The sequence below is a fragment of the bacterium genome (assembly GCA_023228325.1).
GTDB lineage: Bacteria > Auribacterota > UBA6266 > UBA6266 > UBA6266 > UBA6266.
Genome location: JALOBK010000001.1, coordinates 1,671,151 through 1,697,279, shown reverse-complemented (window position 1 = coordinate 1,697,279; position 26,129 = coordinate 1,671,151). Strand labels below are relative to the sequence as shown.

Annotated in this window: 18 protein-coding genes, 2 tRNA genes and 3 rRNA genes; all 23 read right to left on the bottom strand. The window is 43.0% G+C overall.

What is annotated here, in order from left to right:
* Window positions 1-43 precede the first annotated feature (43 nt).
* A 5S ribosomal RNA gene (rrf, locus tag M0R36_08120) occupies window positions 44-160 on the bottom strand.
* 113 nt (window positions 161-273) lie between these two features.
* Window positions 274-4,041 (bottom strand): 23S ribosomal RNA (locus tag M0R36_08115).
* 200 nt (window positions 4,042-4,241) lie between these two features.
* Window positions 4,242-4,317 (bottom strand) — tRNA-Ala (locus tag M0R36_08110).
* 195 nt (window positions 4,318-4,512) lie between these two features.
* Window positions 4,513-4,589 (bottom strand) — tRNA-Ile (locus M0R36_08105).
* Between the two features lie 210 nt (window positions 4,590-4,799).
* A 16S ribosomal RNA gene (locus M0R36_08100) occupies window positions 4,800-6,361 on the bottom strand.
* Together the 16S, 23S and 5S rRNA genes with 2 tRNA genes alongside form the textbook arrangement of a ribosomal RNA operon.
* A 348-nt stretch (window positions 6,362-6,709) precedes the next feature.
* Complete coding sequence (gene tyrS / locus M0R36_08095; GenBank protein MCK9555761.1) at window positions 6,710-7,930, bottom strand: tyrosine--tRNA ligase; 1,221 nt, start codon at window positions 7,928-7,930, stop codon at window positions 6,710-6,712.
* Window positions 7,931-7,994: 64 nt separating this feature from the next.
* Window positions 7,995-9,716, bottom strand: a complete 1,722-nt coding sequence (locus M0R36_08090; protein MCK9555760.1) for a 30S ribosomal protein S1 — start codon at window positions 9,714-9,716, stop codon at window positions 7,995-7,997.
* 150 nt (window positions 9,717-9,866) lie between these two features.
* Complete coding sequence (locus M0R36_08085) at window positions 9,867-10,187, bottom strand: ArsR family transcriptional regulator (GenBank protein ID MCK9555759.1); 321 nt, start codon at window positions 10,185-10,187, stop codon at window positions 9,867-9,869.
* An 83-nt stretch (window positions 10,188-10,270) separates the two neighbouring features.
* Window positions 10,271-10,456 carry a hypothetical protein gene (locus M0R36_08080; GenBank protein MCK9555758.1) on the bottom strand — a complete coding sequence of 62 codons (186 nt, stop codon included), beginning with the start codon at window positions 10,454-10,456 and terminating at the stop codon, window positions 10,271-10,273.
* Window positions 10,420-12,735, bottom strand: a complete 2,316-nt coding sequence (locus M0R36_08075; protein MCK9555757.1) for a DUF1266 domain-containing protein — start codon at window positions 12,733-12,735, stop codon at window positions 10,420-10,422. Before M0R36_08075 ends, M0R36_08080 begins: the two co-directional genes overlap by 37 nt.
* A complete protein-coding gene (locus M0R36_08070; GenBank protein ID MCK9555756.1) occupies window positions 12,732-13,331 on the bottom strand; it encodes a LemA family protein in 600 nt (199 codons plus the stop codon). Before M0R36_08070 ends, M0R36_08075 begins: the two co-directional genes overlap by 4 nt.
* Window positions 13,332-13,371: 40 nt before the next feature.
* Window positions 13,372-13,983 carry a 1-acyl-sn-glycerol-3-phosphate acyltransferase gene (locus tag M0R36_08065; protein MCK9555755.1) on the bottom strand — a complete coding sequence of 204 codons (612 nt, stop codon included), beginning with the start codon at window positions 13,981-13,983 and terminating at the stop codon, window positions 13,372-13,374.
* Window positions 13,980-14,663: a (d)CMP kinase gene (gene cmk, locus M0R36_08060; GenBank protein MCK9555754.1), complete on the bottom strand. Its 684-nt coding sequence runs from the start codon at window positions 14,661-14,663 to the stop codon at window positions 13,980-13,982. The genes M0R36_08065 and cmk overlap by 4 nt, the downstream gene beginning before the upstream one ends.
* A gap of 143 nt (window positions 14,664-14,806) precedes the next feature.
* Complete coding sequence (gene aroA, locus M0R36_08055; protein MCK9555753.1) at window positions 14,807-16,108, bottom strand: 3-phosphoshikimate 1-carboxyvinyltransferase; 1,302 nt, start codon at window positions 16,106-16,108, stop codon at window positions 14,807-14,809.
* On the bottom strand, window positions 16,105-16,974 hold the full coding sequence (locus tag M0R36_08050) for a prephenate dehydrogenase (protein ID MCK9555752.1): 870 nt from the start codon (window positions 16,972-16,974) through the stop codon (window positions 16,105-16,107). The genes aroA and M0R36_08050 overlap by 4 nt, the downstream gene beginning before the upstream one ends.
* A 192-nt stretch (window positions 16,975-17,166) precedes the next feature.
* Window positions 17,167-18,180, bottom strand: coding sequence for a 3-deoxy-7-phosphoheptulonate synthase (gene aroF / locus M0R36_08045; GenBank protein MCK9555751.1), 1,014 nt, complete (start codon window positions 18,178-18,180; stop codon window positions 17,167-17,169).
* Window positions 18,177-19,283, bottom strand: a complete 1,107-nt coding sequence (gene hisC, locus M0R36_08040; GenBank protein ID MCK9555750.1) for a histidinol-phosphate transaminase — start codon at window positions 19,281-19,283, stop codon at window positions 18,177-18,179. Before hisC ends, aroF begins: the two co-directional genes overlap by 4 nt.
* Before the next feature lie 18 nt (window positions 19,284-19,301).
* A complete protein-coding gene (gene pheA, locus M0R36_08035) occupies window positions 19,302-20,366 on the bottom strand; it encodes a prephenate dehydratase (GenBank protein MCK9555749.1) in 1,065 nt (354 codons plus the stop codon).
* Window positions 20,367-20,377: 11 nt separating this feature from the next.
* Window positions 20,378-20,932, bottom strand: coding sequence for an SMC-Scp complex subunit ScpB (scpB, locus tag M0R36_08030; GenBank protein ID MCK9555748.1), 555 nt, complete (start codon window positions 20,930-20,932; stop codon window positions 20,378-20,380).
* Window positions 20,933-20,951: 19 nt separating this feature from the next.
* Window positions 20,952-21,674 carry a segregation/condensation protein A gene (locus tag M0R36_08025; GenBank protein ID MCK9555747.1) on the bottom strand — a complete coding sequence of 241 codons (723 nt, stop codon included), beginning with the start codon at window positions 21,672-21,674 and terminating at the stop codon, window positions 20,952-20,954.
* Between the two features lie 20 nt (window positions 21,675-21,694).
* Window positions 21,695-22,681: a tryptophan--tRNA ligase gene (trpS, locus tag M0R36_08020; GenBank protein MCK9555746.1), complete on the bottom strand. Its 987-nt coding sequence runs from the start codon at window positions 22,679-22,681 to the stop codon at window positions 21,695-21,697.
* An 18-nt stretch (window positions 22,682-22,699) separates the two neighbouring features.
* Window positions 22,700-23,368, bottom strand: a complete 669-nt coding sequence (locus M0R36_08015) for a site-2 protease family protein (GenBank protein ID MCK9555745.1) — start codon at window positions 23,366-23,368, stop codon at window positions 22,700-22,702.
* A 140-nt stretch (window positions 23,369-23,508) separates the two neighbouring features.
* Entirely contained in the window at window positions 23,509-26,127 is a 2,619-nt protein-coding gene (locus tag M0R36_08010; GenBank protein MCK9555744.1) for a CBS domain-containing protein, read from the bottom strand.
* Window positions 26,128-26,129: the final 2 nt, after the last annotated feature.

Genomic DNA, 26,129 nt, shown 5'->3' with positions numbered 1-26,129 from the left:
CAAAAAAAGAGGGGTTAAATTAACCCCTCTTTTAGAATATTTACCCCGGCAACGACCTACTCTCCCACGTGTGTGATCGCAGTACCATCGGCGATGAGGTGCTTAACGGCCGAGTTCGGAATGGGATCGGGTGTTGCCACCTCTCTATTTTGTCACCGGGAAAAATTATTGACTATGAGGAGGTTGCGGGTAAACCCGCAACACTCCTCACAAAAACACTGAATATCTTTTATGAGGACTGCAGCAAACAATATCAACCAATATAGTTTGTAAATGGTCAAGCCGATCAGCTTATTAGTACCAGTTAGCTAAATCCATTACTGGACTTACACACCTGGCCTATCAACCTTGTAGTCTACAAGGAGCCTGATTGGGAAGTCTTATCTTGGGGATGGCTTGGCGCTTAGATGCTTTCAGCGCTTATCCATTCCGTACTTAGCTACCCGGCTATGCTCCTGGCGGAACAACCGGAACACCATTGGTACGTCAATCCCGGTCCTCTCGTACTAAGGACTGGTCACCCTCAAACTTCCTACGCCCACGGTAGATAGGGACCGACATTCTGTTACTTTCTCCCGAACTAACGGGATACTAACCTCTTCCATAAACTCCCGAAAAGGCGGGTAATCTTTTCAAATTACCTCTGCATATCGCTATGCAGTTCGGACTATATCTTTAACCTGAATTTTCAGGTTGCCTGACGTATAGTCTCTGAGGATCCATAAGTGGATAAAATCTGTTCTTTTTTTATCCTGCGGTAAATACCCTCTGCGTTCATTGAAAAAGCAATGTCTACAATTTTTCTGAAACCTTTATCAACAAGATGTTGGTCTTTATCCATCATCTTTAGAACTTCTTTAAATTTCAGAAAATCATTGCGTTTTTCGGTCCACAATGGATATTTCTCAAAGAATGGAATAACTTTTTCAAGAAGATCCTTTTTTCTTCTAACCACATACACCAGGGTTTTGTCTTTTTCGCTTTTCCCGTCATTTCTTTTTATATAACCACAATCAAGAATATTCCTTATTTTCTCGAGCACATTTTTGCTCGTCCCGTTTTGGTTAATATGAAATTCGGGAACTACCTGCCAATTATATTTCAAATCAGATCTACGTTGAAAGCAGATATGAAACGTTCCTTCTCCATCAACAAACCCTGAGATGTAATTGTTATCCATACTTTGCCCGCCCTATGTTTCCTGCTGGTTAGCCGCATTAAAACATTTTTACCATAATAAAGGATATCACGGTAGTTTTAAATACGCCGGCTTTTCCAGCATACAGTCAAGTTTATAGACAGCAAGATCCTTACTGTCTCACGACGTTCTGAACCCAGCTCACGTACCGCTTTAATTAGTGAACAACTAAACCCTTGGGACCTTCTTCAGCCCCAGGATGCGATGAGCCGACATCGAGGTGCCAAACCGCTCCGTCTATATGAACTATCGGGAGCGATAAGCCTGTTATCCCCGGAGTACCTTTTGTCCGATGAGCGACGGCAATTCCACATTCTACCGCCGGATCACTAAGACCTACTTTCGTATCTGCTCGACTTGTCTGTCTCGCAGTTAAGCTACCTTATGCCTTTACACTCGTCGCACGATTGCCAACCGTGCTGAGGTAACCTTCGTGCTCCTCCGTTACGCTTCGGGAGGAAACCGCCCCAGTCAAACTGCCCGCCTGACAATGTCCTGCAGCCGGATTCACGGCATACAGTTAGAATTTCAACATAACCAGAGTGGTATTTCACTGACGGCTCCATCCCGGCTGACGCCGGGACTTCAAAGCCTCCCACCTATGCTACACAAGTCATACCAAAATCCAATATCAGGGTACAGTAAAGGTTCACGGGGTCTTCCCGTCTAGCCGCGGGCAAGCGGCATCTTCACCGCCACTACAATTTCGCCGAGTCCCTCGTTGAGACAGTGCCCAGATCGTTACACCATTCGTGCAGGTCGGAATTTACCCGACAAGGAATTTCGCTACCTTAGGACCGTTATAGTTACGGCCGCCGTTTACTGGGGCTTCGGTTCTAAGCTTCTGTCCGACAAGTCGGACATAACTCTTTCCCTTAACCTTTCAGCACCGGGCAGGTGTCAGACCCTATACATCAGCTTGCGCTTTAGCAGAGTCGTGTGTTTTTGATAAACAGTCGCCTGGGCCATTTCACTGCGACCTTATCCCGCTTTTGCAAGTTAATTACATCACGGGTTAAGGCACCCCTTTTCCCTAAGTTACGGGGTTAATTTGCCGAGTTCCTTAACGAGAGTTCTCTCGCACGCCTTAGGATTCTCTCCTCACCCACCTGAGTCGGTTTACGGTACAGGTATCCTGGCAATAAGTTTAGAAGTTTTTCTTGTCAGTGTGGCGTCAGTGAATCCACTTCGTCCGAAGACTCCGTGTCCCGTCGCTTCTCAGGGTAATGATTGACGGATTTGCCTATCAATCCCCCTACTCGCTTAGACCTTGATATCCAGCACAAGGCCCACTTAGCCTACTGCGTCACTCCATCACTCACCAAGACAGTACAGGAATATTAACCTGTTGTCCATCGACTACGCCTTTCGGCCTCGCCTTAGGTCCTGACTAACCCTGGGCGGACGAACCTTCCCCAGGAAACCTTGGGTTTACGGCGGGTGTGATTCTCACACACCTTATCGCTACTCATTCCGGCATAATCACTTCTATACAGTCCAGCACTCCTTCCGGTATGCCTTCAATCCGTATAGAACGCTCCCCTACCACTTACCCCGCCCGAGGGCGGGATAAATCCGCGGCTTCGGTATTACGCTTAGCCCCGATTATTTTCGGCGCAAAACCTCTCGACTGGTAAGCTGTTACGCACTTTTTAAATGATGGCTGCCTCTAAGCCAACATCCCAGCTGTTCTAGAGATTTCACTTCCTTTCTCACTTAGCGTAAATTTAGGGACCTTAACCTGCGATCTGGGCTCTTTCCCTCTCGACCACGGACCTTATCACCCGCAGTCTGCCTCCCGTGATACGGTTACTGGTATTCGGAGGTTGGTTGGTTTTGGAAGTCCGGTAAGACCCCTAGCCCATCCAGTGCTCTACCCCCAGTAACTATTACACGAGGCTATACCTCAATATATTTCGGGGAGAACCAGCTATCTCCAAGTTTGATTAGCCTTTCACCCCTATCCACAGCTCATCCAAGAGTTTTTCAACACTCACTAGTTCGGTCCTCCACCTCGAGTTACCGAGGCTTCAACCTGGCCATGGATAGATCACTTGGCTTCGGGTCTTATCCATGCGACTAATCGCGCGTTTAGCACTCGCTTTCGCTACGGCTTCTCCCTTAAAGGATTAACCTTGCCGCATAGAATAAACTCGCCGGATCATTATGCAAAAGGCACGCCGTCAGCCGTTCTTCGGATAACCGAAGCATAGGCCTCCGACGGTTTGTAAGTATACAGTTTCAGGTACTATTTCACTCCCCTAACAGGGGTTCTTTTCACCTTTCCCTCACGGTACTAGTTCACTATCGGTCATCGTTTAGTATTTAGCCTTACCCCGTGGTCGGGGCAAATTCCTGCCAGGTTCCACGTGTCTGACAGTACTCGGGAATCCAAATAAGAAGTCTGCTTCTTTTCGCGTACAGGCCTTTCACCTTCTATGGGAAGACTTTCCAGACTATTCCGCTAAAAAACAGATTTGTAACTTCTCTTCCAATCGGCAGATTGAAATCATTGGATCCCGCGACACCCGATAAGCAACGCCTGCCGGCTTGACACTTATCAGGTTTAGGCAAATTTTTTCCGTTTCGCTCGCCACTACTCAGGAAATCACTATCGTTTTCTTTTCCTTGGGTTACTTAGATGTTTCAGTTTTCCCAGTTTCGCTCCTTGTGCCTATGTATTCAGCACAAGGTATTTCAGTATTACCTGAAATAGGTTTCCCCATTCGGACATCTCCGGATTAACGGCAGTTTGCGCCTCCCCGAAGCTTTTCGCAGCTTACCACGTCCTTCATCGCCTAACGATGCCAAGGCATCCACTGCATACCCTTAATAGCTTGACCTTAAAGAATCCTATATTGCTCAATTGTTGCAGCAGTTCTCTATTGTTACTGATATTCAGTTGTCAAAGAACAAATAAAAGCTCTGTTTTTTCAGCTTTTAATATTAAGTTAAAACCGAGATTCATTCTCAATCTTAACTTAATATTAAAACCTATTTCCCTCAACCTTAACCTGAACCTTCTTTCGGAGCGACGGTTCACTGGTGGAGTAGAGGGGACTCGAACCCCTTACCTCCGCCTTGCAAGGGCGGCGCTCTACCAGATGAGCTACTACCCCACAATTATCTTCCTTTATTAAGGAAGCCGGAAAGTAAGGGCAAATACCCTTCCAGTGCTTTATAAAAAATCAAAAAGATCAAAAAAAATAAAATCCTAAATTATAATTTCGAAATCCAAAACAATATTCAAATTCAATACTTTACTTTTCGTTTCGATATTTGTATTTCGAATTTTTAAACAAAATTTTTGTTGGTGGTGGGCCCAGGTAGAGTCGAACTACCGACCTCAGCCTTATCAGGGCTGCGCTCTAACCAACTGAGCTATAGGCCCTCCAATTAAGGTCGCGAATTGGCCAACTGCAAGGTCCGTTGTCCTTTCGTGAACCAACCATTTTAAAAAATCTTAAAAGAACAAGCTCTTTAAAACCTGAATAGTATGATGTTTGTGCAAGTGCTACCGACCTACCAGATTTTCGCCTTTTTACAGGTCGAAAATCATTACCTATAATGAATAAATCCATTGCAGGCGGTTACTCCTTAGAAAGGAGGTGATCCAGCCTCACCTTCCGGTAAGGCTACCTTGTTACGACTTCGTCCCAGTCATCAGCACCACCCTGGGCCACTAATTCCTTACGGTTATTACATGGACTTCAGGTGTTACCAACTTCCATGACGTGACGGGCGGTGTGTACAAGGCCCGGGAACGTATTCACGGCGCCGTGGCTGATGCGCCATTACTAGCGATTCCAGCTTCATGAAATCGAATTGCAGACTTCAATCTGAACTGAGACCGGCTTTTTGGGATTGGCTCCATCTCGCGATTTGGCAACCCTCTGTACCGGCCATTGTAGCACGTGTGTAGCCCCAGGCGTAAGGGCCGTACTGACTTGACGTCATCCTCACCTTCCTCCCGTTTAACACGGGCAGTCTTCCTAGAGTGCACCCTTTCGGATTAGCAACTAAGAATAAGGGTTGCGCTCGTTGCGGGACTTAACCCAACATCTCACGACACGAGCTGACGACAGCCATGCAACACCTGTGTAACACCCTCGAAGGAATCCTGCTTTCACAGGACTTGCAGTTACATGTCAAGCCTGGGTAAGGTTCCACGCGTTGCGTCGTATTAAACCACATGCTCCACCGCTTGTGCGGGCCCCCGTCAATTCCTTTGAGTTTTAGCCTTGCGGCCGTACTCCCCAGGCGGTACACTTAACGCGTTAGCTGCGGCACAAGAGGGGTCGATACCTCTTACACCAAGTGTACATCGTTTACGGTCAGGACTACCGGGGTATCTAATCCCGTTTGCTCCCCTGACTTTCGCGCTTTAGTGTCAGTATCAGAGTAGAGAGCCGCTTTCGCCACCGGTGTTCTTCCTGATATCTACGCATTTCACCGCTACACCAGGAATTCCGCTCTCTTCCTCTGTACTCAAGCCAAACAGTTTCAAATGCAATTTCCCCGTTGAGCGGGGAGATTTCACATTCGACTTATTCAGCCACCTAGACGCCCTTTACGCCCAGTAAATCCGAACAACGCTTGCCCCCTTCGTATTACCGCGGCTGCTGGCACGAAGTTAGCCGGGGCTTCCTCTGCAGATACCGTCAAACATTAAGATTGTTCACCTTAACATGTTTCGTCTCTGCTGACAGTGGTTTACAATCCGAAGACCTTCATCCCACACGCGGCGTCGCTTCGTCAGGGTTTCCCCCATTGCGAAAGATTCTCGACTGCAGCCTCCCGTAGGAGTCTGGGCAGTGTCTCAGTCCCAGTGTGGCCGACCATCCTCTCAGACCAGCTACCCATCTTTGCCTTGGTAGGCCGTTACCCTACCAACTAGCTAATAGGACGCGAGCCACTCTCAAAGTGATAGGCCTTACGGTCCCCATCTTTACCGGGAAAAAGATGCCTAATTCCCGACATATACGGTATTAGCTCCGATTTCTCGGAGTTATCCCACTCTTTGAGGCATGTTACTCACGTGTTCCTCACCCTTCCGCCACTATGTTAATCCAAATATTGCTATCCGGATCAACACCGTACGACTTGCATGCCTAATCCACGCCGCCAGCGTTCGTTCTGAGCCAGGATCAAACTCTCCATAAAAAAAGCTTGAACCTGACACTTAAAAGTATCAGGTATTTCTTAAATAAACAGAAGCACCTTGCACAATTCACATCATACTATTCAAATTTCAAAGAGCAGAAAAACCGCAGAAAAAAGTGACAACCTGAAAGCTGTCACTTTATCAAATAACAAAATTTTAATAAAAGATATTAGCTTGCTCTTGCCTTTAACAAATATACTCTGAAATCTCTATTTGTCAATACCTTTTACAAATATTTATTTTACACGATAAAAACCGCTATTTTTCTATTTACATTATAAAGAGCACGGCGACCATAATATTAAAACTGAAAAGCTATGTCAACTTTTTTCTACAAAAAATATAAATTATTTTTTGGCAACAATGCGCGCGAATTTCTTTTTCCCTATTTTCAGCAATTTACCGTCTGTGTCTTCCGGCACATTCACTTCCAAATCAACATCGTCTATCTTTACATCTCCGATTGCAAACCCGCCTTGCTCAATTAGTCTCCGGGCTTCTCCGTTGCTTTTAGCGCAGCCGTTATCGACGAGCAGTTTCACTGCCCAGTATTTTCCCGGTTTTATGCTGATTGTCTGAATAAGCTCTTCCGCCGGGCCTGTTTTCCTGCTGAAAGTATTAAGAAAATTTTCACGCGCTTTAACGGCATCATCCCCGGAAGATAGTTCTTTCACGATTATTTCCGCAAGTTCAAGTTTCAAATCTCTCGGATTTTTACCGGATTTAAGATGGTTTTTTGCTTTATCGGCAAAATCCTGTCCTGTGGATGTTCCGTAAACAACAAAATTTATGATTGCGCTGTCGGGTATGCTCATGACTTTGCCGAAAATATCATCCGGCTTGTCATTCAAACCGATGTAATTACCCAAGGATTTTGACATTTTATTTATTCCGTCTATGCCTGTAAGAATAGGAAACAGCATCGCGACCTGAGGTTCTTTTCCGAAAGCTCTCTGTAATTCCCGACCCATAAGAATATTGAATTTCTGTTCAGTAGCGCCTAATTCAACATCCGCGTTTATTTCAACGGAATCATATCCCTGGAGAAGGGGATACATAAGTTCATGCATAGAGAGCGGCTCTCCCTTTTCATATCTCGTCCTGAAAGTTTCATGGGCCATTATCTGCGCAAATGTAACTTTACTCGCAAGGCCCAGTACATCTTTAAAGGAAAATTTTGAAAACCATTCGCCGTTAAAATGAACTTTTGTTTTTTCCGGATCCAGAATTTTATATAACTGTTCGAGATATTTTTCAGCGTTTCTTTTAGCTTCTTCCGGTGTAAGATGAGGTCTCTCTTCGGATTTTCCGGTAGGATCCCCGATCGAAGCGGTGTAATCACCTATTATCACAACACCTGTATGCCCTAAATCCTGAAACTGCCTCATCTTTCTGTAAGGGACAAGGTGTCCGATATGCACATCGGGTTTCGTGGGGTCAATTCCGCATTTTATCCTCAGCGGTTTACCTGTGGAAGCGGACTTTTCAAGTTTGTTTTTGAATTCCGCTTCGGGTATTATTTCTTCAACCCCGCCGCATAAGATTTTTAACTGTTCCGTAATATTCACGACTATCTCCTGAAAAAGGCGCGAAAAAAGGGACTTGTTTGACCAAGTCCCTTTTTATTAAGATTTATTTCGATTCCGGTTCTTCATCATGCTCACCGGAGTTTTCTTCCGCTGTTTCTTCATCCTCTGACTTGCCTGTTTCCGGTCCCGATGCATCCTTAAGGCTTAAAGCTATCTTCCTCTCTTCTTTTTCCACTTTAATGACCATTGCTTCAACTTCCTGACCCTCTTTCAATATATCAGTTACCTTCTCAACGGGTTTATCCGACAATTGAGAAATATGGATAAGCCCTTCCACTCCTTCGCCGATTTCCACGAAAGCTCCGAACTTCGTTATCTTGTTAACTTTTCCCTTAACTACATCGCCTATTTTAAAAGAATCCTTGACCTGGTCCCACGGATCGGGCTGTAACTGCTTCATTCCCAGCGCAATCTTTTTATTATCCTTGTCTATGGAAATTATCTGAGCCTCTACCAGATCACCTTTCTTAAGGATTTCCGAAGGGGTGTTGATCTTTCTTGTCCATGACATATCGGATATATGTATTAATCCGTCAATACCATCCTCCAACTCAACAAAAGCCCCGTAGTTGGTAAGATTCCTGACTTTCCCGCGTATCTTGGTGCCTGCAGGATATTTTTCCTCTATTTTTTCCCAGGGATTATGTTCAGTTTGTTTTAATCCAAGCGAAATTTTCTGGTTGGATTTGTCGAGATTAAGGACCATCGCTTCAACACTGTCCCCGACAGCAAGCATCTCGGACGGATGGTTAATCCTTTTCGTCCAGGACAACTCTGAAATATGGATTAAGCCTTCTATGCCTTTTTCCACCTCTACAAAAGCGCCGTAAGGCATAATACTTACCACTTTACCCTTGATTTTCGAGCCGACCGGGTATTTTTCTTCAATGTCTTCCCATGGGTTAGCCGTTTTCTGTTTCAACCCCAGGGAAATCCTTTCTTTTTCCCTGTCAAATTCAAGTATCATCACTTCAACGTGGTCGCCGACAGCAAGCAGTTCGGACGGATGAGATATTCTTCCCCACGTCATATCGGTAATATGAAGAAGTCCGTCTATTCCGCCAAGGTCAATAAACGCGCCGAAATCAGTGATATTTTTTACAAACCCTTTCCTGATCTGTCCTTCTTCCACGTTTTGGATGAGTTTCGATTTACTTCTCTGCCGTTCTTCTTCAAGCAGTTCTCTCCTTGAAACGACTATGTTCTTTCTCTGGGGATTAATCTTGATTATTTTAAAATCATACTCTTTGCCGATATAATCATCCATATTGAAAATGTGTTTAACGTCTATCTGGGAAGCCGGCAGGAACGCTTCCATCCCGATATCAACCATAAGCCCGCCTTTGACCTTCCTGAATATCCTTCCTTTAAGGACTTTTCCTTCTTCGCAGGAAGAAATTGTTTTTTCCCAGTTAAGCGACCGGTCGGCTTTCAGTTTCGAAAGTACTATTATACCGTCCTCGTTTTCTTTTTCTTCTATCATCACATTTATTTTATCGCCGACTTTGACTTTGTCGTAATCGCGGAATTCCTCTTTGGCAACAAAACCTTCTGATTTATAACCAACATCAACAATCACGCCTTTTTCATCCTTGCTGATAATGGTTCCGTCAACTATTTTCCCTTCTTCGAGAACTTTGAAGCTCTGCTCATATAACTTGCTGAGCTCGTCATCGGAAAGCATGCCCTCCTTTCCAGCAGAATTTTCGCTTGACTCATCAAGCTCTTCGAGTGTTTGTTTGGTTTTCAGTTCTTTTGCTATCACCTTGCTATTTCCTCCTTTTAATATATTCTTTCTATCTAAAATGAATCAGATAAAAAGTGAGTGTGTATGATATTAAATAGCCGCAAGAATTGTCAAGAGAAATAACGCTAACGCCACATCTCGGAAAGAATTATATAAACGAATGCGAAACTAACTTGAAAAGTTGGCCGGTTCCTCGGTTGAGAATCTGGCTTTAAGTATGTTTTCCAGGCGGGAAATATCTTTCTCCATCCTTGAGCGGCTGTACATATTAATAAAATAATTTATCTCCCGAAGGCGCTCTTTCACCAGAGAATAAAATAATGTCTCGCCGGAAACTCTCGCCTGGACCCATCCGTTCTGCATAAAATCGAACAGGCCCTTTTCAACTGATGAAAGATTGATGTCAAGGACTGCGGCTATCTCGGTTGAAGACAGCTCTACGCTTTCTTTAAAAAGGTTCAATAAACGAATGCCAAAAGACGGCTCCATCAAGACCCCCGGATGGAATTATTTATAACAGATAAATCATTCTAACATACATCCATATTCCTTGCAACAAATAAAGAGGCCTTTCAGGAAGCCCCCTCTTTCAAAGCCTCCACCTCCCTCATAATGCGCTCGGAGGCTTCTTTGATTTCTTCTTTGGAAGGTTTTGCTATCTTGTTGAATTGCAGGAGCTTGCCGTAGTAGATAAATGCAACAATATCTTTGTTATCTTGCGCTAATTCAGGTTCATATCCCACGGCAGGGTATTCCATGGGCTTCGGGGGTCATTAAGCAGCTTTTGATATGCTTCTTCGTACTCATCCCCATTTTTTTGAGTCTGGCTGTAGGACCAGTATTGCCTCCCAATCAGGTAATTCTCCCCAAGGTCTTTCCACGAATCAAATCTTTTCTGAAGCATACGGACCACAGGCATAATCAACTGCCATGTTTCTTCTTCAGATAACAACCCCGTCAGGTATCCCCATCTGCAAAGCGATATATACCTGGAATAGTCCCACCCCAACAGGCTCTTATCTCCAAGCTTCTTATAATATTTGGAAACAATATTTATTTTATTCTTACTCTCAGGGTTAGTTCCCTCTTGTGCCAGAAGCTGGTTATACTGGGCAAAATTTAATGACGAGATATATGCCCCCATTTTTTCAAAACCTTTGCGGTGACCTCCTTCTTTAATCCATCTTAATGATCCTATCAAATCTTTTTTAGTCTTTATGTCCCACCATTCATCTATAGCTTTTCGCTGTTTTTCAATGTTTTTTTCTGTTGCTTTCCTGGTGCCTAGTAAAACATGACTACGCCCATTCACCTCCGTCAAAACAGCTGAAGCTGCTAATGCCCATGCTTTGGCTCCGCTGACAGGTTTTTGCTCGAAAACCACTTCCGTATGAGAACTTTCTTCCTGAGGCAATGCAGGGATAGGAGAGTGCATTTTCTTAAGCCACTCTATCGGATATTTATCCCTGGGATTAAGTTTCAACGCCTTATAAAAACATTCCTCAGCTTTATCATAATTTTGACATTTAAAATAAAAATATCCAGCATTGTTGTAGCCATAATTCTTATTGTTTTCAGAACATTCGGCATATCCAAGCCAGTATTTTGCGGCTTTCTCACAGTTCTCTTTAGTCCTTTCCAACCTGATATATAAATTACCCGCATACTCATACCCTTTGGGATCATAAGGACGCAATTTTATATATTTGTCAATGAACTTCTCTGCCTCTTTGTAACAGTGCAGCAAATCTCTGTACATAAGCCCCAGATATTTATAGGGCAGAGGATTATCCGGTTCAATCAGAATGGCTTTTTTAAAGAGAGGAACCGCTAGGTGTGGCAAAGTAAGGTCCATATAACCTTCCGCCAATTTTATCATATAGTCGACATTATCCGGGTCTTCCTCAAGTAAACGTTCATATTTAGTCAGATACTCTTCAAAATTATCGGAGACACCCGAAACATTGGAATACTCGTAAAAATACCGCCCATCTTTGAGTCTGGACGCATATTTTTCCTCCTTAAAAGGAAATATGTACGGATGCTTGCTTCCGCATATAATCCAGCCTTCAGTTCCCCGCGACCATTTTCTCATGTTCACGAAATCTATCTGCCACCCCTTTTCGTTTTTCTTCATAAAGAAAACTCTGGGGTCGCTGATAAGAACGGCATAATCGCCCTTCTCTTTTATTTCATATGGACAAGACGAATATTTCTGATAACAATCCCAGTTATATCCCGTCGAGAATTCCTGATAACGTTTCAACATGGCATTTTTGCTTTCAGCGTAAATCCCCAAAGAAGGGTCTGTCACATTATTTTTAATGGCCTCAAGGTACCTTTCCCACAGAAGTTCAGGTGTCGGCTGGGCGGAATAATATTCCTTTTCAACATCCGGCAGTTCCTGATAAACAGGAAATTTTCCTATGGGACTTTTTGCTTTCACCCCTCCTCCGCCGGATAAATATTCATCACCCGCTTTTTTGAGATTTTCTATTTTCCCGTCAGTCAATTTTCCCTCTATCCTATCTTCAATTCTCCAAAGGGAATAACTGAATCCCTCGTCTATCTGGTTGTTTTCGAAAAAAGGAGCCATTGTATTGCGTTCTATATAGCCGCAGAAAAAATCAGTCAGCGTATTTTCCAGCGCATACCCTACTTCAACTTTAACAAGATTCTCATCCTGTGATACAAGAAACAAAATGCCTCTGCCATTGTTGTCTTTACCAATGTTCCAATTTGAAAACAGATCGGAAGATACCTCTACCACATCTTTTCCGTCCAAAGAAGGTATTATCACAACCACAACTTCCATATTGTATTCTTTTTTAAAACTCCCAGTTCGTTTCATGAGATACTCATCGGGAAAACTGAGTATTTTGGCGTAATCATAAACAGAAAAGTTTTTTTTCGGGCGGGATTTTATTATTTTAGAAAGGTCAAATTTTTCATCTTTATGGCCGCAGCCGCCTGATAAAAACCCCAGGATTATAAAAACACATAACGCCGCGCATAAATTTCTTATTACCTTTATCAAAATTCCACCTTCACGGTTTCACCGGTCGTCGCCGCAGAGGATTCAAAACTGTCTTTCTTGCTAAAACCAAACAGGCAAGCCAGAATGTTTCCGGGAAACGCAGATATCTTTATGTTGTAGATTTTAACATCATGGTTGTATCTGTTCCTGGCAACCGCAATCCTGTTTTCCGTGCCCTCAAGCTGATCCTGCAAAGACAGGAAACTCGCCTGTGATTTTAAATCAGGGTATCTTTCGACTACAGCAAACAAAGGCATTAAAGAGACATTGAGCTTTGACTGGGAATCATTCAGCATTTTTAGGTCTTCCTTGGTAAAATCTTTTTTACCGGCGACACTGTCCAATGCTTCTTTTGCGCTGCTTCGGGCTTCTGAAACGGCGACAAACGTTTCTCTCTCGTGTTTTGCATAGCCCTTCACAACTTCGACCAGATTAGGAATAAGGTCTATTTTTCTTTGATAAGCAACCTCTATCTGCGCTTTTGCTTCTTCAACTTCCTTTTCCGATTTCACAAAACCGTTATAGTTGATAATTAAACCCAAAACACAAAGTATCAATATCACGATTAAGACAATCACGGTGGTTCTGAACTTCATAAAAACCTCCTTTAAAAATCATCTAATTAGTCTGATGCTTTTAAACAGCCCCCTCTTTCAAAGCCTCCACCTCCCTCATAATGCGCTCGGAGGCTTCTTTGATTTCTTCTTTGGAAGGTTTTGCTATCTTGTTGAATTGCAGGAGCTTGCCGTAATAGACTTTGACTTTCACCCCGAATTTGGGCGTCTTGGAGTCGCGCGGCCAGGCATTATAGGAATTCCGGATGTAGGCAGGGACGACAGGAACACCTGTTTTAAGGACGATGGCGCCGATGCCGAGTTTCGGATCCTGCAGTTCCCCATCCGTTGACCGTGTCCCTTCCGGAAATATAACAACACCTTCGCCCTCTTTCAATTTTTTTAAGATCATCTTCAGTGCTCCGACATCAGCCGCTTTGTTATCAATAGGCATCGCCTGTATCATTTTAAGATACCTTCCCATAAACTTATTTCTGAAAAGAGTCTTCCGCGCCACAAACCACAGTTTCCTTTTCACGCAACAGCCTACAAGCGGTGGGTCCATATAACTGGCATGGTTGCCGGCGATAATAACAGCTCCTTTTGCCGGTACCCGGTCCATGTTATATGTTTTAAAAGACCAGAACAATTTAGCGAAAACTTTTATAATAAACCTGCTTATCAAATACGTCATTTCCCTGTTTTTCCCCTTATATGCGATGATATCCTGTCTATTACCTGACCTATCGTCATGCCGGTTGTATCAACATAAACGGCATCCTCGGCTTTTCTCAGCGGGCTGGTCTTTCTGGTCGAATCCTGATTGTCTCTTTTTTCAATTTCCCGCGCAAGAGTATCCAAATTCCTTTCCTCGCCCTTCTCTTTTAACTGGTTATATCGCCTCTTCGCCCTTTCTTCGATACCGGCATCGAGATAAAACTTAAATTCGGCATCCGGAAATACCACCGTCCCGATATCCCTTCCTTCAAGCACAACACCGCCTTTTTCGCCCATTTTACGCTGCAGCGCGACCATTGCCTTTCTGACATCCGGAATTTTTGACACTGTTGAAGCTACCTTATCCACTCCCGGCTTGAAAACAAGCCGGTTAGATTCAGCTCCGTCAATAAAGATTTTTGTCTTGCCGTCGATGTTTTTAAACTCTATTTTTATTTCCCGCGCGGTTTTAGTTATCGAAGCAGTGTCTTCAAGCGGGAAGCCTGAAGACATAACCTTGAGCGCGACTGCCCTGTACATTGCGCCGGTATTTATATAAGAATAATTCAGTTTCTCGGCTAAAAGTTTTGAGATAGTGCTTTTTCCCGAGCCTGCGGGTCCGTCTATGGCAATAATGGGGTTCTTCCTGTCGGGCATTTATGATCCCCTCAATAGATAAAATTCAAAATTCTAAGCACGAAACTCGAAATACGAAGTAAATCCTAAGTCCTAAATTCTAAATACTAAACAAACACAAAATTCAAAGCATAAAATATAAAACAAATTCAAAACACAAGAAGTTACCTGGCAATTTTCTTCAGTATTTTTTCAAAACCGGGGAATGACGTATTGATAAACTCAGACCCTTCAATCGAAGAGTCCTTATCCGCTGTTAACGCGCCTATCGCCATAGCCATCGCTATCCGGTGGTCTCCCTTGCTGTCAAAAACACCCGCTTTGAATTCAGAAGGGCCGTTTATAATCATTCCGTCGTCTGTTTCTTGAATATCCGCTCCGGCGGATTTTAAATTACTTACAATATTAGAGATCCTGTCGGATTCTTTATGCCTTAATTCCCCGGCGTTCCTGATTACAGTTGTGCCTTCCGCAAATGTCGCGAGAAGCGCAATAACAGGGATTTCATCGATGCTATTGGGGATTATTTTTCCCGAAACCTCAACCGCTCTCAGAGAAGAACTCCTGACAAAAATATCGCCGGCCTGTTCGCTGTAACACCCTGTATTATCATAACTAATCTCTACCTTCGCTCCCATTTTCTGGATGATTTTCAAAAAACCGGTTCTTGTAGGGTTTAACCCGACATTTTTTATCAGCAGCTCGGATTTTTTTGTTACCAGAGCCGCCGCGATTAAAAACGCCGCGCTCGAAAAATCACCCGGCACAATTATGCTTACGCCATGCAGTTTCGCTTCCGGATTAACAGCCACCGATTTCTCCGTTACAAGAATCTTGCCGCCCATAAACTCAAGCAGTTTTTCGGTATGGTCCCTGCAGGGCAAAAGCGAATTTACTATGGTTGTGCCATCGGCGTTCAAACCGGCAATCAATATGCAGGATTTAACCTGCGCGCTCGAAACAGGCATATCATAGAAGATCCCTTCAAGCATTCCGCCCTTTATTTTGAGAGGCGCCGTAACATCATTTTTATTTTTTCCCGGCGCACCGGATACGTTACACCCCATCATAGAAAGCGGCGTAATTATCCTGGACATCGGCCTTGCGGAAAGAGATTCATCGCCCGTAAGCACGGCATTTATAGGATATCCGGCAACTGCTCCGGCCGTAAGCCTTATTCCCGTTCCGGAATTTCCGAAATATAAATCTTTGCCGGGGGTTTTTAATCCTTTTTTCCCCGCGCCTTTTATTTTTATAAGCTTGCCGTCATCTTCTATGTCAACCCCGAGATTACGAAAAACCGATACAGTATTCAGGCAATCGTCACTTCTCAGAAAACCCCTGATCTCAGAATTCCCTTCCGCTATAGAGGCAAGTATCACAGCCCTGTGGGAAATAGATTTATCACCCGGTAAGTCCACTTCACCGGCGACTTTAGAAACAGGGGTGATATGAAGATTGCTCATTTCTTTAAATGTTCGACGATTTTATCCCGTTTTGTTTTCGACTCTTCCAAGAGTTTCTGAAGTGTACCCTTATCTTCTTTTTCCAAAGCATCGATAATCCTGTTTATTTCTTTCACAAATTCTTTCGCTGAAAAGAGGATTTCTTTTTTATTATCCATAAATATGTCAACCCATAAATCCGCAGGTGATGAAGCTATTCTTGTCGCGTCTAAAAATCCGCCGCCGACCAATTTTGCATCCATATCGATATCGGCATTTGCGGCTATAGCGCGGACAAGCGCATATGCCGCGAGATGGGGAAGATGGCTTATTTTGGCTAAAATTTTATCATGTTTTTCAGGAGACATTTCAATGCACCTGGCTCCGAGCATCTTCCAAAAAGAATGAGCCCTGGCAACAGCGGCGTGAGGCGTTTTATCGGTCGGCGTAAGAACACACACCGCGTTATGGAAAAGCCTGTCAGTAGCCGCAGAAACACCCCGTTTTTCCGTGCCCGCAATAGGATGAGATCCGATAAAAAGCGCTTTATTCTCAAAAATCTTCTCGAGTTTCAGGACTATGCTTTTTTTCGTGCTGCCCACATCGGTTACAAGACATTCTTTTGAAATAAGGTTTGCTATGGATTCGGCTTTATCCGCTATCGCGCCCACGGGAGTGCACAAAACAACAGCTTCCGCCCCTGTTAGGGCCAGGTCAAGATCCAGTGTGGCAGAGGTGGCGGCGCCCGCTTTAACAACTTCATCCACGGCGCTCTCTCTTCTTACAACCGCTACGATTTTTTCGGAAAGTTTATTTGTCAGCAGAGTTTTCCCGATTGAGCCGCCTATAAGGCCCGGGCCTACGATAACAACTTTTTTGAGCTTCATTTTATAATTACCACCCTTTATAAACACTTTAAATATAAAAATCAAAAATCCGAAATTCTAAACAAATCCTAATAACCAAAATCCCAATATTCAAACTAATGTTTAGATTTTTGAAATTGAAATTTTAATTTTTTTGTTTCGAGATTCGTGTTTCATATTTCGAATTTCAACGTTTATTTTATATTCACCTAATTATAATTTTCTTCCTGCGGCTTTTACAAACGGTTTTATGTCTTCAACCAATTTGCCGAAATCTGCAAAGTTAAGCGACTGAGCCCCGTCCGATACAGCCCTTTCAGGGTCGGGGTGCACTTCTATCATAAGCCCGTCCGCTCCCGCCGCGATAGCGGCTTTACTCATCGGAAGAACAAGGCTTCTCTTTCCGGTAGCGTGACTCGGGTCAACTATCACCGGCAGATGGCTCAATTCCTTAATCAACGGAACGGCGCTCAAGTCAAGCGTATTCCTTGTCATATCTTCAAATGTCCTTATGCCGCGCTCACACAGCATGACATCCTTATTCCCGCCGGCAAGAATATATTCCGCGGACATCAGGAATTCCTTTATTGTAGAACTCAAACCTCTTTTAAGAAGAACGGGTTTTTTGCAAAGGCCCACCTCCTTTAAAAGGTGAAAATTCTGCATATTACGCGCGCCTATCTGTATGATATCACTGTATTCTTCCACAAGCCGAACATCGCGTGTGTCCATAACTTCCGTAACAATCGGCAAACCGGCTATTTTTCCGGCTTTAGCCATAAATTTCAGGCCTTTATCCCCGAGTCCCTGAAAACTGTAAGGAGACGTTCTCGGTTTGAACGCTCCGCCTCTAAGTATATGCGCGCCGGCTTTCTTTATATGCTCAGCCGTATTGATTATCATCTTTTCATTTTCAATGGCGCACGGCCCCGCCATTATCACTTCCAGATTTCCCCCGATTTCAACACCGTTAACATTTATTACGGTCCTATCGGGTTTGAATTCCTTGCTTACCAGTTTATACGGCTTTAAAATCGGCATAACTTTTTCAACGCCCGAAAAAGCCTCGAGAGGAGTGTTTCTGATAACATCCTCATCGCCGATTACGCCGATAATAGTCCTTTCCTCCCCCTCGGAAACCATCGGAGTAAGTTTTAACTCTTTTATTTTTGATATAATATGGTCTTTCTGTTCTTTTGTGATTCCGGGTTTTAAAACAATAATCATTTATTTCCTCCGGTTTGGCTCATAGCAATTTTCAAATTTTTGATGAACTCCCTGTTTTCCGCGGGCAACCCCACGGTAACCCTGATATATTCATTCAATCCGTAAGCTCCCATCGGCCTAACAATAATACCCTTTTCAAGCAGCATATCAAAAAACTTTTTTGAGTCGCCTGTTTTAATCAGAATGAAATTAGTGGAAGTCGGAACAAATTCCAGTCCCATTTCGCGCAGATTCGAAACTATATAATCGATTCCTTCCTCATTAATCTCCAGTGTCCTTTCTACATGCCCGCGGTCGTCTAACGCGGCCAAAGCGGCAGATTGGGCAACAGAATTGACATTAAAGGGCTGCCTTGCTTTATTCAATGTCTCGATTACTGACTTATGCCCGACCGCGTAACCCACTCTGAGCCCCGCCAGGCCATACATTTTTGAAAATGTCCTTAATATAATGAGATTTTTTCTCTCCGTGGAGGTTTTTACCAGGTCGGGAAAAGTCTTTTTATCGGCATACTCATAATAGGCTTCATCCATTACAATAAGAACTTTTGACGACACCTTTTCTATAAACGCTTCAACCTCATCCCTGCGGTTCATTGTTCCCATAGGATTATTGGGATTACACAGGAAAACGATTTTTGTATGCTCTGTCAAAGAATCCGCCAGTTTTTCCAGATCTATCCTGTGATTTTTCAATCCTGTTTCTATCGTTTTAATACCGTAACTATGCGCTATAATCCGGTAAATAATAAAAGAAGGGAAACCATATGCTATATTGTCTTCCGGAGATGACGCATACGAATGTATGGCAAGAAGAATCAATTCGTTAGACCCGTTGCCCATGCAGATGTTCTCTGATTTTACATTAAGAGCGGCGGAAAGCTTCTGGCACAGGTAATATGAACCGGACTCAGGATACAGGTGGACTTTTTTCAAAGCGCGGTAAGCGGCCTTTAAAGCAAAAGGCGAGGGCCCCAGCGGGTTTTCATTGGAAGCCATTTTAATTACTTTTTTTAAACCCAATTCACGTTTAACCTCCTCAATCGGCTTGCCGGGTGAGTAGGGATTCAGCGAAATAATATGTTTTTTGGGCAGAGGTATCATAAAACATTTATTTTAAATTTAAAATACTCTGGGATAAGATCCCAATATCTTGACATATTTGCAGTGTCTGGAAATATCCCTGACACATTTTTTAATTTTTTCATCTTCCACATATCCGTCAAAATCAACGAAGAAATAATATTCCCACGCCCTTTTCCTTGAAGGCCTTGACTCGATTTTTGTAAGATTTATTTTCATCTTCTTAAACGGCTGCAGTAATTCATAAAGAGCCCCGACTTTATCTTTTATCATAAGAAGGACCGAAGTCTTGTTTTTTTTGCTTTTTTTGCTGTAATTTCTTCCAACAATCAAAAACCTGGTCTCGTTATGCGCCGTATCCTGAATGGAACCTGCCAGAATTTTCATATTATATTTTTCCGCGGCAAGGCTGCTGGCAATAGCCGCGGCGTGTTTTTCTTTCGCGGCCCTTATGGCGGCGGCCGTAGTGCTGGACGAGGGAATATATTCCAAACCCGGAAGGTTGGCTTCAAGCCATAACCTGCATTGTCCGAATACTTCCGGCTTGGAGTATATTTTCTTTATTGAACCCAAAGCGCAATTGCCTATAAGATAATGCGTTATCTCCAGATAAATTTCAGCGCATATTTTAAGGTCCGAATCAATAAACATATCCAGCGTATGCGTCACTCCCCCTTCTATCGAGTTCTCTATCGGCACGACACCGTAATCGGCGCTTCCTTTTTCAACAAGGCTGAAAACATCCGAAATGGAAACCGCAGGCAGGTATTTTACGGAAGAACCGAACTTTTTGGAAGCAGCCATCTGTGTGAATGAAGCCTCAGGCCCTAAAAAAGTGACAGTTATATCTTTTTCCAGCGCGAGAGAAGCGGACATTATCTCCCTGTAGATATTTTTAAGCGAATTTTTGTCAAGAAGGCCTTTGTTAATCCTGGAAATATTGCTGTAGACCTCTTCTTCTCTCGAAGCCGAATAATATTCCACTTTATGTTGTTTTTTTATTTTAGCGACTTCATGCACAACTCCGGCGCGCTCATTCAGCAGCTGAATTATTTTTTTATCAACGGAATTAATCCTCTGCCTTAGATTTTTTAATTCCTTCATCACACCCTCCGTTATTTTAAAGAAGAAAACTGCTTCAACTCTTCTATCCTGGGCAACTCTTTGATATTAGTAAGGCCAAAGTATTCAAGGAATTTCTCGGTTGTAGAAAATTCAAATGGGCGTCCCACAACATCTTTTCTGCCCGATATCCTGATAAGATTCTTATCAAGAAGGCTTTTTATGACGCCGTCCACATTAACCCCTCTTATGGATTCTATATCGGCTTTGATAATCGGCTGCCTGTAAGCGATAATGGCCAGCGTTTCAAGGGCAGGCTTTGACAACCTGGACGGCTGGGCCTGGTATATCCTTTTTATATACTCCGCGTATTCAGGCCTTGTAATCATCCTGAAACCGCCTGCCACTTCTTCAAACAGGAAAGGTTTGCCTGAATTCCTGTATTCATCGTTGATGGCGTCTATCACTTCTTTCACTTCCTTTTTCCCCAGATTATCTTCGCTTTCAAAGGCTTTTAATATGTCGCTAATCGTCAATGGTTCCGCGGAAGCGAACAAAACAGCCTCCACTATATTCTTAAGATTTTCTTTTGTGTTTACCTGCTCCATATCGTCCCTTCTCCGCTTTTTAAGCAGCTGGCACCATTTCTATAAAAATATCACTGAAATGTTTTTTCTGAACGGCTTTGACGGCTTTTAATCTTATGAGCTCCAAAACAGCCAGAAAAGTAACTACAATCTCGCCTTTATTGGCCGTCTTCTCAAACAGCTCGGAAAACTTAACGTTCTTATTATTTTTCAAAACCCCGGTTATATGGGATATTTTGTCTGAAACGGTAAATTTATCTTCAAAAATTTCACGCAGATCCTCCTGTCCGGCTCCCTTCAGAATATCAGAAAACGCGCTGATAAGGTCAAATATACTTACATTTGACAGTTCTACTCCTTCAGATTCGACGGAAACAGAAGCCGCTCTGGAAAAAATATTTACTCTTTCCTTTTCTCTTTCCTCAAGATGATCCGCTAATTCCTTAAACTGCTTATACTCAAGCAGCTGTTTAACAAGATCTGCCCTGGGGTCAACGGAATCTTCTTCTTCATCTATAACCCTTTCTTCCGGAGGAAGCAGCATCATAGACTTTATATACATAAGAGTGGATGCCATCACAAGAAATTCGCCGGCAATGGTTAAATCAAGCATTTTCATCAATCCAAGATATTCCAGATATTGTCTTGTTATTTTCTCTACCGGAATATCATAAATATCCACCTCATCCTTCTTTATCAGGTAAAGCAGTAAATCAAGAGGGCCTTCAAAAACCTCGAGCCGGACCTTGTAATCTTCTCCCATAGAAAAACACCTTTTTGAAATTAAAGCATTCTTACGCTTAAACCTGCCGCATTCTTAACGCTTTTCAATGTTTCAACCGCTACTTCCCGTGTCCTGCTTGCGCCTTCTTTAAGTATTTTATCGATATAACCTTTATCTTGTAAAAGGGTTTCCCTTTTTTCCCTGGCCTCTTTAAAATAATCCCATATTATCTCCGACAGTTCTCTTTTCACATCTCCGTACTTTAATCCGCCGTCCGTATACCTTTTCCGGAGTTTTTTATTTTCCTCGCCTGAAACAAAAAGTTTATAAATATTATACAAATTGCATTTATCGGGGTCCTTGCTTGCCTCGACAGGCTGAGAATCCGTCACTATGCCCATAACTTTCTTTCTCAAATCATCTTTCGAAGCAAATATTTCAATCGTATTCCCATAGGATTTCGACATCTTCTGTCCGTCAATTCCCGGCACCACGGCGACATTTTTGTCAATCAGGGGTTCGGGGACCGTAAAGATATCGCCGTAAACAGAATTGAATTTCAAAGCGATATCCCTCGCGACCTCAAGATGCTGTTTCTGGTCTTTTCCTACGGGAACAAGATTCGACCGGAAAAGCAATATGTCCGCCGCCATAAGTATCGGATAAATAAAAAGCCCCGCGTTCGGCTTTATCCCTTTTGCGACCTTATCCTTATAAGAATGACAGCGTTCCATCAGTCCGAGAGGCGTTATATTGGATAATATCCATGCCAGTTCCGTAACTTCAGGAATGTCGGATTGCACCCACAGATGGGATATGCGGGGGTCAATTCCCAAAGAAAGCAGCGAAACCGCGGCTTCATTGGTGTATTCCGAAAGTTGATTCCCGTCACTTACCGTAGTTAAAGCGTGCAAATCCACAATAAAGCAAAACAGTTCGCTGTTATTCTGATATTCCACCATCTTTTTTATCATCGCAAAATAATTACCCAGATGGAAGCGACCCGAGGGTTGAATACCGCTTAAAACCCTTTTTTTCGAAACCATTTTTAAATACTCCTCATTTTAAAATGAAATCGGAACACCGAAAATAACCGAAAACAGCAGCGTAACGACAGGCCACAATATCCTGAATCCTCCGAGAATAATAAGCCCGAATACTATCATTATCCCATAAGGTTCAATACGCAGATAACCCTGAATCTGGTCCGGCCGCAGGAAAGACACCACTACTCTCGAACCGTCGAGAGGGGGGATGGGAATCATATTAAACACCGCAAGAACAATATTTATCAGCCCCGCAAAAGCGATAGCTTTGGACAACTGTTCTATCACAACACTAAGCACGGGCATATCCTTAAAAATAAATCCGGAAATCAACAAAATCCTCAGCATAAAAGAAAGGATAAGAGCGATAACAATATTTGTCAGAGGCCCGGCAATCCCTGTAATACCCATTCCCTTTTTCCAGTCGCGGAAATAGGCCGGATTTATAGGAACCGGTTTAGCCCATCCTATAACCGGAACAGTGGCTTTCGTAAGAAAATTCATAGCTATCAATATACCCGGAATGATGATTGTTCCCTGCAGGTCTATGTGGGCAAGCGGGTTCAAAGTCAGCCTTCCCGCATTTTTAGCCGTCGGATCTCCGCATTTATAGGCCGCCCAGCCATGGGCAACTTCGTGAAATATTATCGACATCAGTATTATCGGCAAACCGATTACAATAAACATCCATCCTCCCTGTTTTATATATACATAATATTGTAGTTAAACGGATTACAGAATATCAACCGTAAAAATATTTGTCAATGACTATAACAGAACAAACTTTAAATACGAAACACGAGATTCGAAATACAAATTTACTTCTCTCAGCGTTCCTTAAGGAGTTTCAGTGCGTATTGAAGTTCTTCCTCTTTTGTTCTGAGTTTACCATCAAGCTTAGCTTCCAGGATTTTCCCCAAAACCTCTTTAAAATAAGGAGACGGGGAAATGTTCATTTTTATCAGAGTCTTTCCCGTAATGCTCAGCTTTACATTCCTGAGTTTTTCGATAAAATTGATGATTCTCTGCTTTGCCGTGTCCGTATCGGATTTTGCCAGCAGAAAAAGCAGAAATTCAATCGAATAAACCGCCAGGTTGAAATATATTTCGCTGTTCAGCAGGCTTTTTTTCTGCGACAGATATCTTATTCTTGCACCTCCTTCTTTCTTAAACCTTAATATTTTATCCTTCGATTTTTTAGACAGTTTAAACCTGTCGCAAACAGCTGTTGTCTCGGAAACGCTTAAGGTGTCTATCAAACCCATAAAATAGATGAGCCACCGCGCAAAAGGTTCTTTTTTATTGAGAGAAAAAGAAAACCATGCCAGCGCTTCTTCCGTTTTACTAAAAAGATTTACGGCTCTCCTGTCGAATTTTATGGACGGATGAATAAACCTCAATTCATTGAACGCCGCCATTTTTTTTATCGCGTTAAGAGGCTTTGGCTCATTAAGCATCAAAATAATTTCGTTTTTTACCCTGTCATACGCGACTTTATCAAACATCTTCATATCAACCGCGTTTCTTATAAGGTTCTGTGTATGTTTATCTATCCCGAACCCCAGCCTCTGTTCAAACCTCACTGCCCTGAATATCCTTGTGGGATCATCCACAAAACTTAAATTATGCATTACCCTTATCACTTTATCCCTGAGGTCTTTTCTTCCGCCGAAAAAATCTATCAGCCGGCCAAAACCGTTTTCATTGATTTTCACCGCCATCGCATTAATGGTAAAATCGCGCCTGTACAGGTCGCTTTTTATGGAACTGTATTCAATTTTCGGCAAAGCGCCCGGTTTTTCATAATATTCAGTTCTCGCGGTCGCTACATCTATCTTCATTCCGGAAGGAAGCGCAACTATGGATGTCAGAAATTTTTTATGAGGGACAGAGTATCCTCCCAGTTTTTTCGCCAGCCGGGACGCGAATTCTATCCCTTTATCCTCAATGACAATGTCCACATCATAATTCGGGACTTTCAAAAGGATATCCCTGACAATGCCCCCCACAATATAGGCATTGCACTTCATTTCATCCGCAATGCGGCCCGCTTCACGCAGTATCTTTTTAATATCGGCGGCCGGGATATTTTCAATCCTGTCCCTGATATCGCTTAAAGACGGTGTTATCCCGGCTTCAACAGGCAGACAATAACCCGAATCTTCTTCATGCAATATTTTCAACAAATCGTTTTTCAGTATTAATCCCGCAAGCCTGGACCTGTTGTCGGCAACGGGAATAACCGAATGTCTGTTTTTAAACATATAATCTTTCATCTCGGTAACGGTGGCATTTTCAGCAACGGCGCGGTTTTCAGGTGTCATATAATCGGCAACACTGCTGTTCTTTAAGCCATGTAAAATTACTTTATCGGCATCATGTCTTGAAAGAAAACCGATAAATCTTCCTCTCCGGACAACAGGTATCTCATCCATTGAGTTTCTCACCATTAATTCTTTTGCTTTTTCGACGCTGGATTGAGGGCTTACCTTTTTTATATATCTCTGCATGATATCCCCCGCTTTTACAGGCAGAGATAATTCTCCCGCAACCGCTTTTTTAAGTTTTTCCTTGGCTTCCACCAGCATAACTTTCTTTAAAGTAACAGAAGCCGCTGTGGGGTGACCTCCTCCCCCTAATTTTTCCAGTATTCCGGCAACGTTTACCACTGATACGTTGCTCCTGGCGACTATATGTATCCTGTTATCCATTTCTATTAAGGCGAATATCACATTTATATTCTCTATATCACGAAGCCTGTGGACAACAAGGCCTAAATTCGCGACATGTTCATTTATTGAAGCGGACGCGATATTGATATGGAAATTACCCAATGTAAATTCTTCGGAACCGCTTATAAGTTCCTTTAAAAGCATTGTCTGGGCCGAATCAAGCTCGGAACCCAGAAAAGAATGCACCATGGATATATCGGCTCCGCTTGAAACGAGAAAAGCCGCAACCCGAAAATCCTCAGGTGTTGTGGAAAGGTAACTGAAATGTCCTGTATCCTCATAAATGCCAAGAAGCATCGCTGTGGCTTCTGTCACACTTAATTTTATCTTTTTTCTCATGATTTCAAGGCATAACCCCGTAACAGTGGCGCCAAAGGGAAAATAATGGTATTTTGCATTACACTCCTTTTTCTTTATTTTATGGTGGTCATAAACAATAACCGGTATTTTACCCGATATTATCCAGTTATAGACATCTCCTATCCGTCTTCCGGGAGCGGAATCCACCAGTATAACCTGTTTGATATCCTCGACATTTACTTCAGGCTCAAGCGGAATATTCAGGCTGTCAGAACAAGCGTTCAGAAATGCTTCAACATTCGGGTCAAGAGAAGACGGCAGCAGTATTTCCGCGTCAGGATATAATTTGAAAGCCGCGATCAAAGAAGCAAACGCATCAAAATCGGCATTCAAATGGGTTGTGATTAATTTCAATG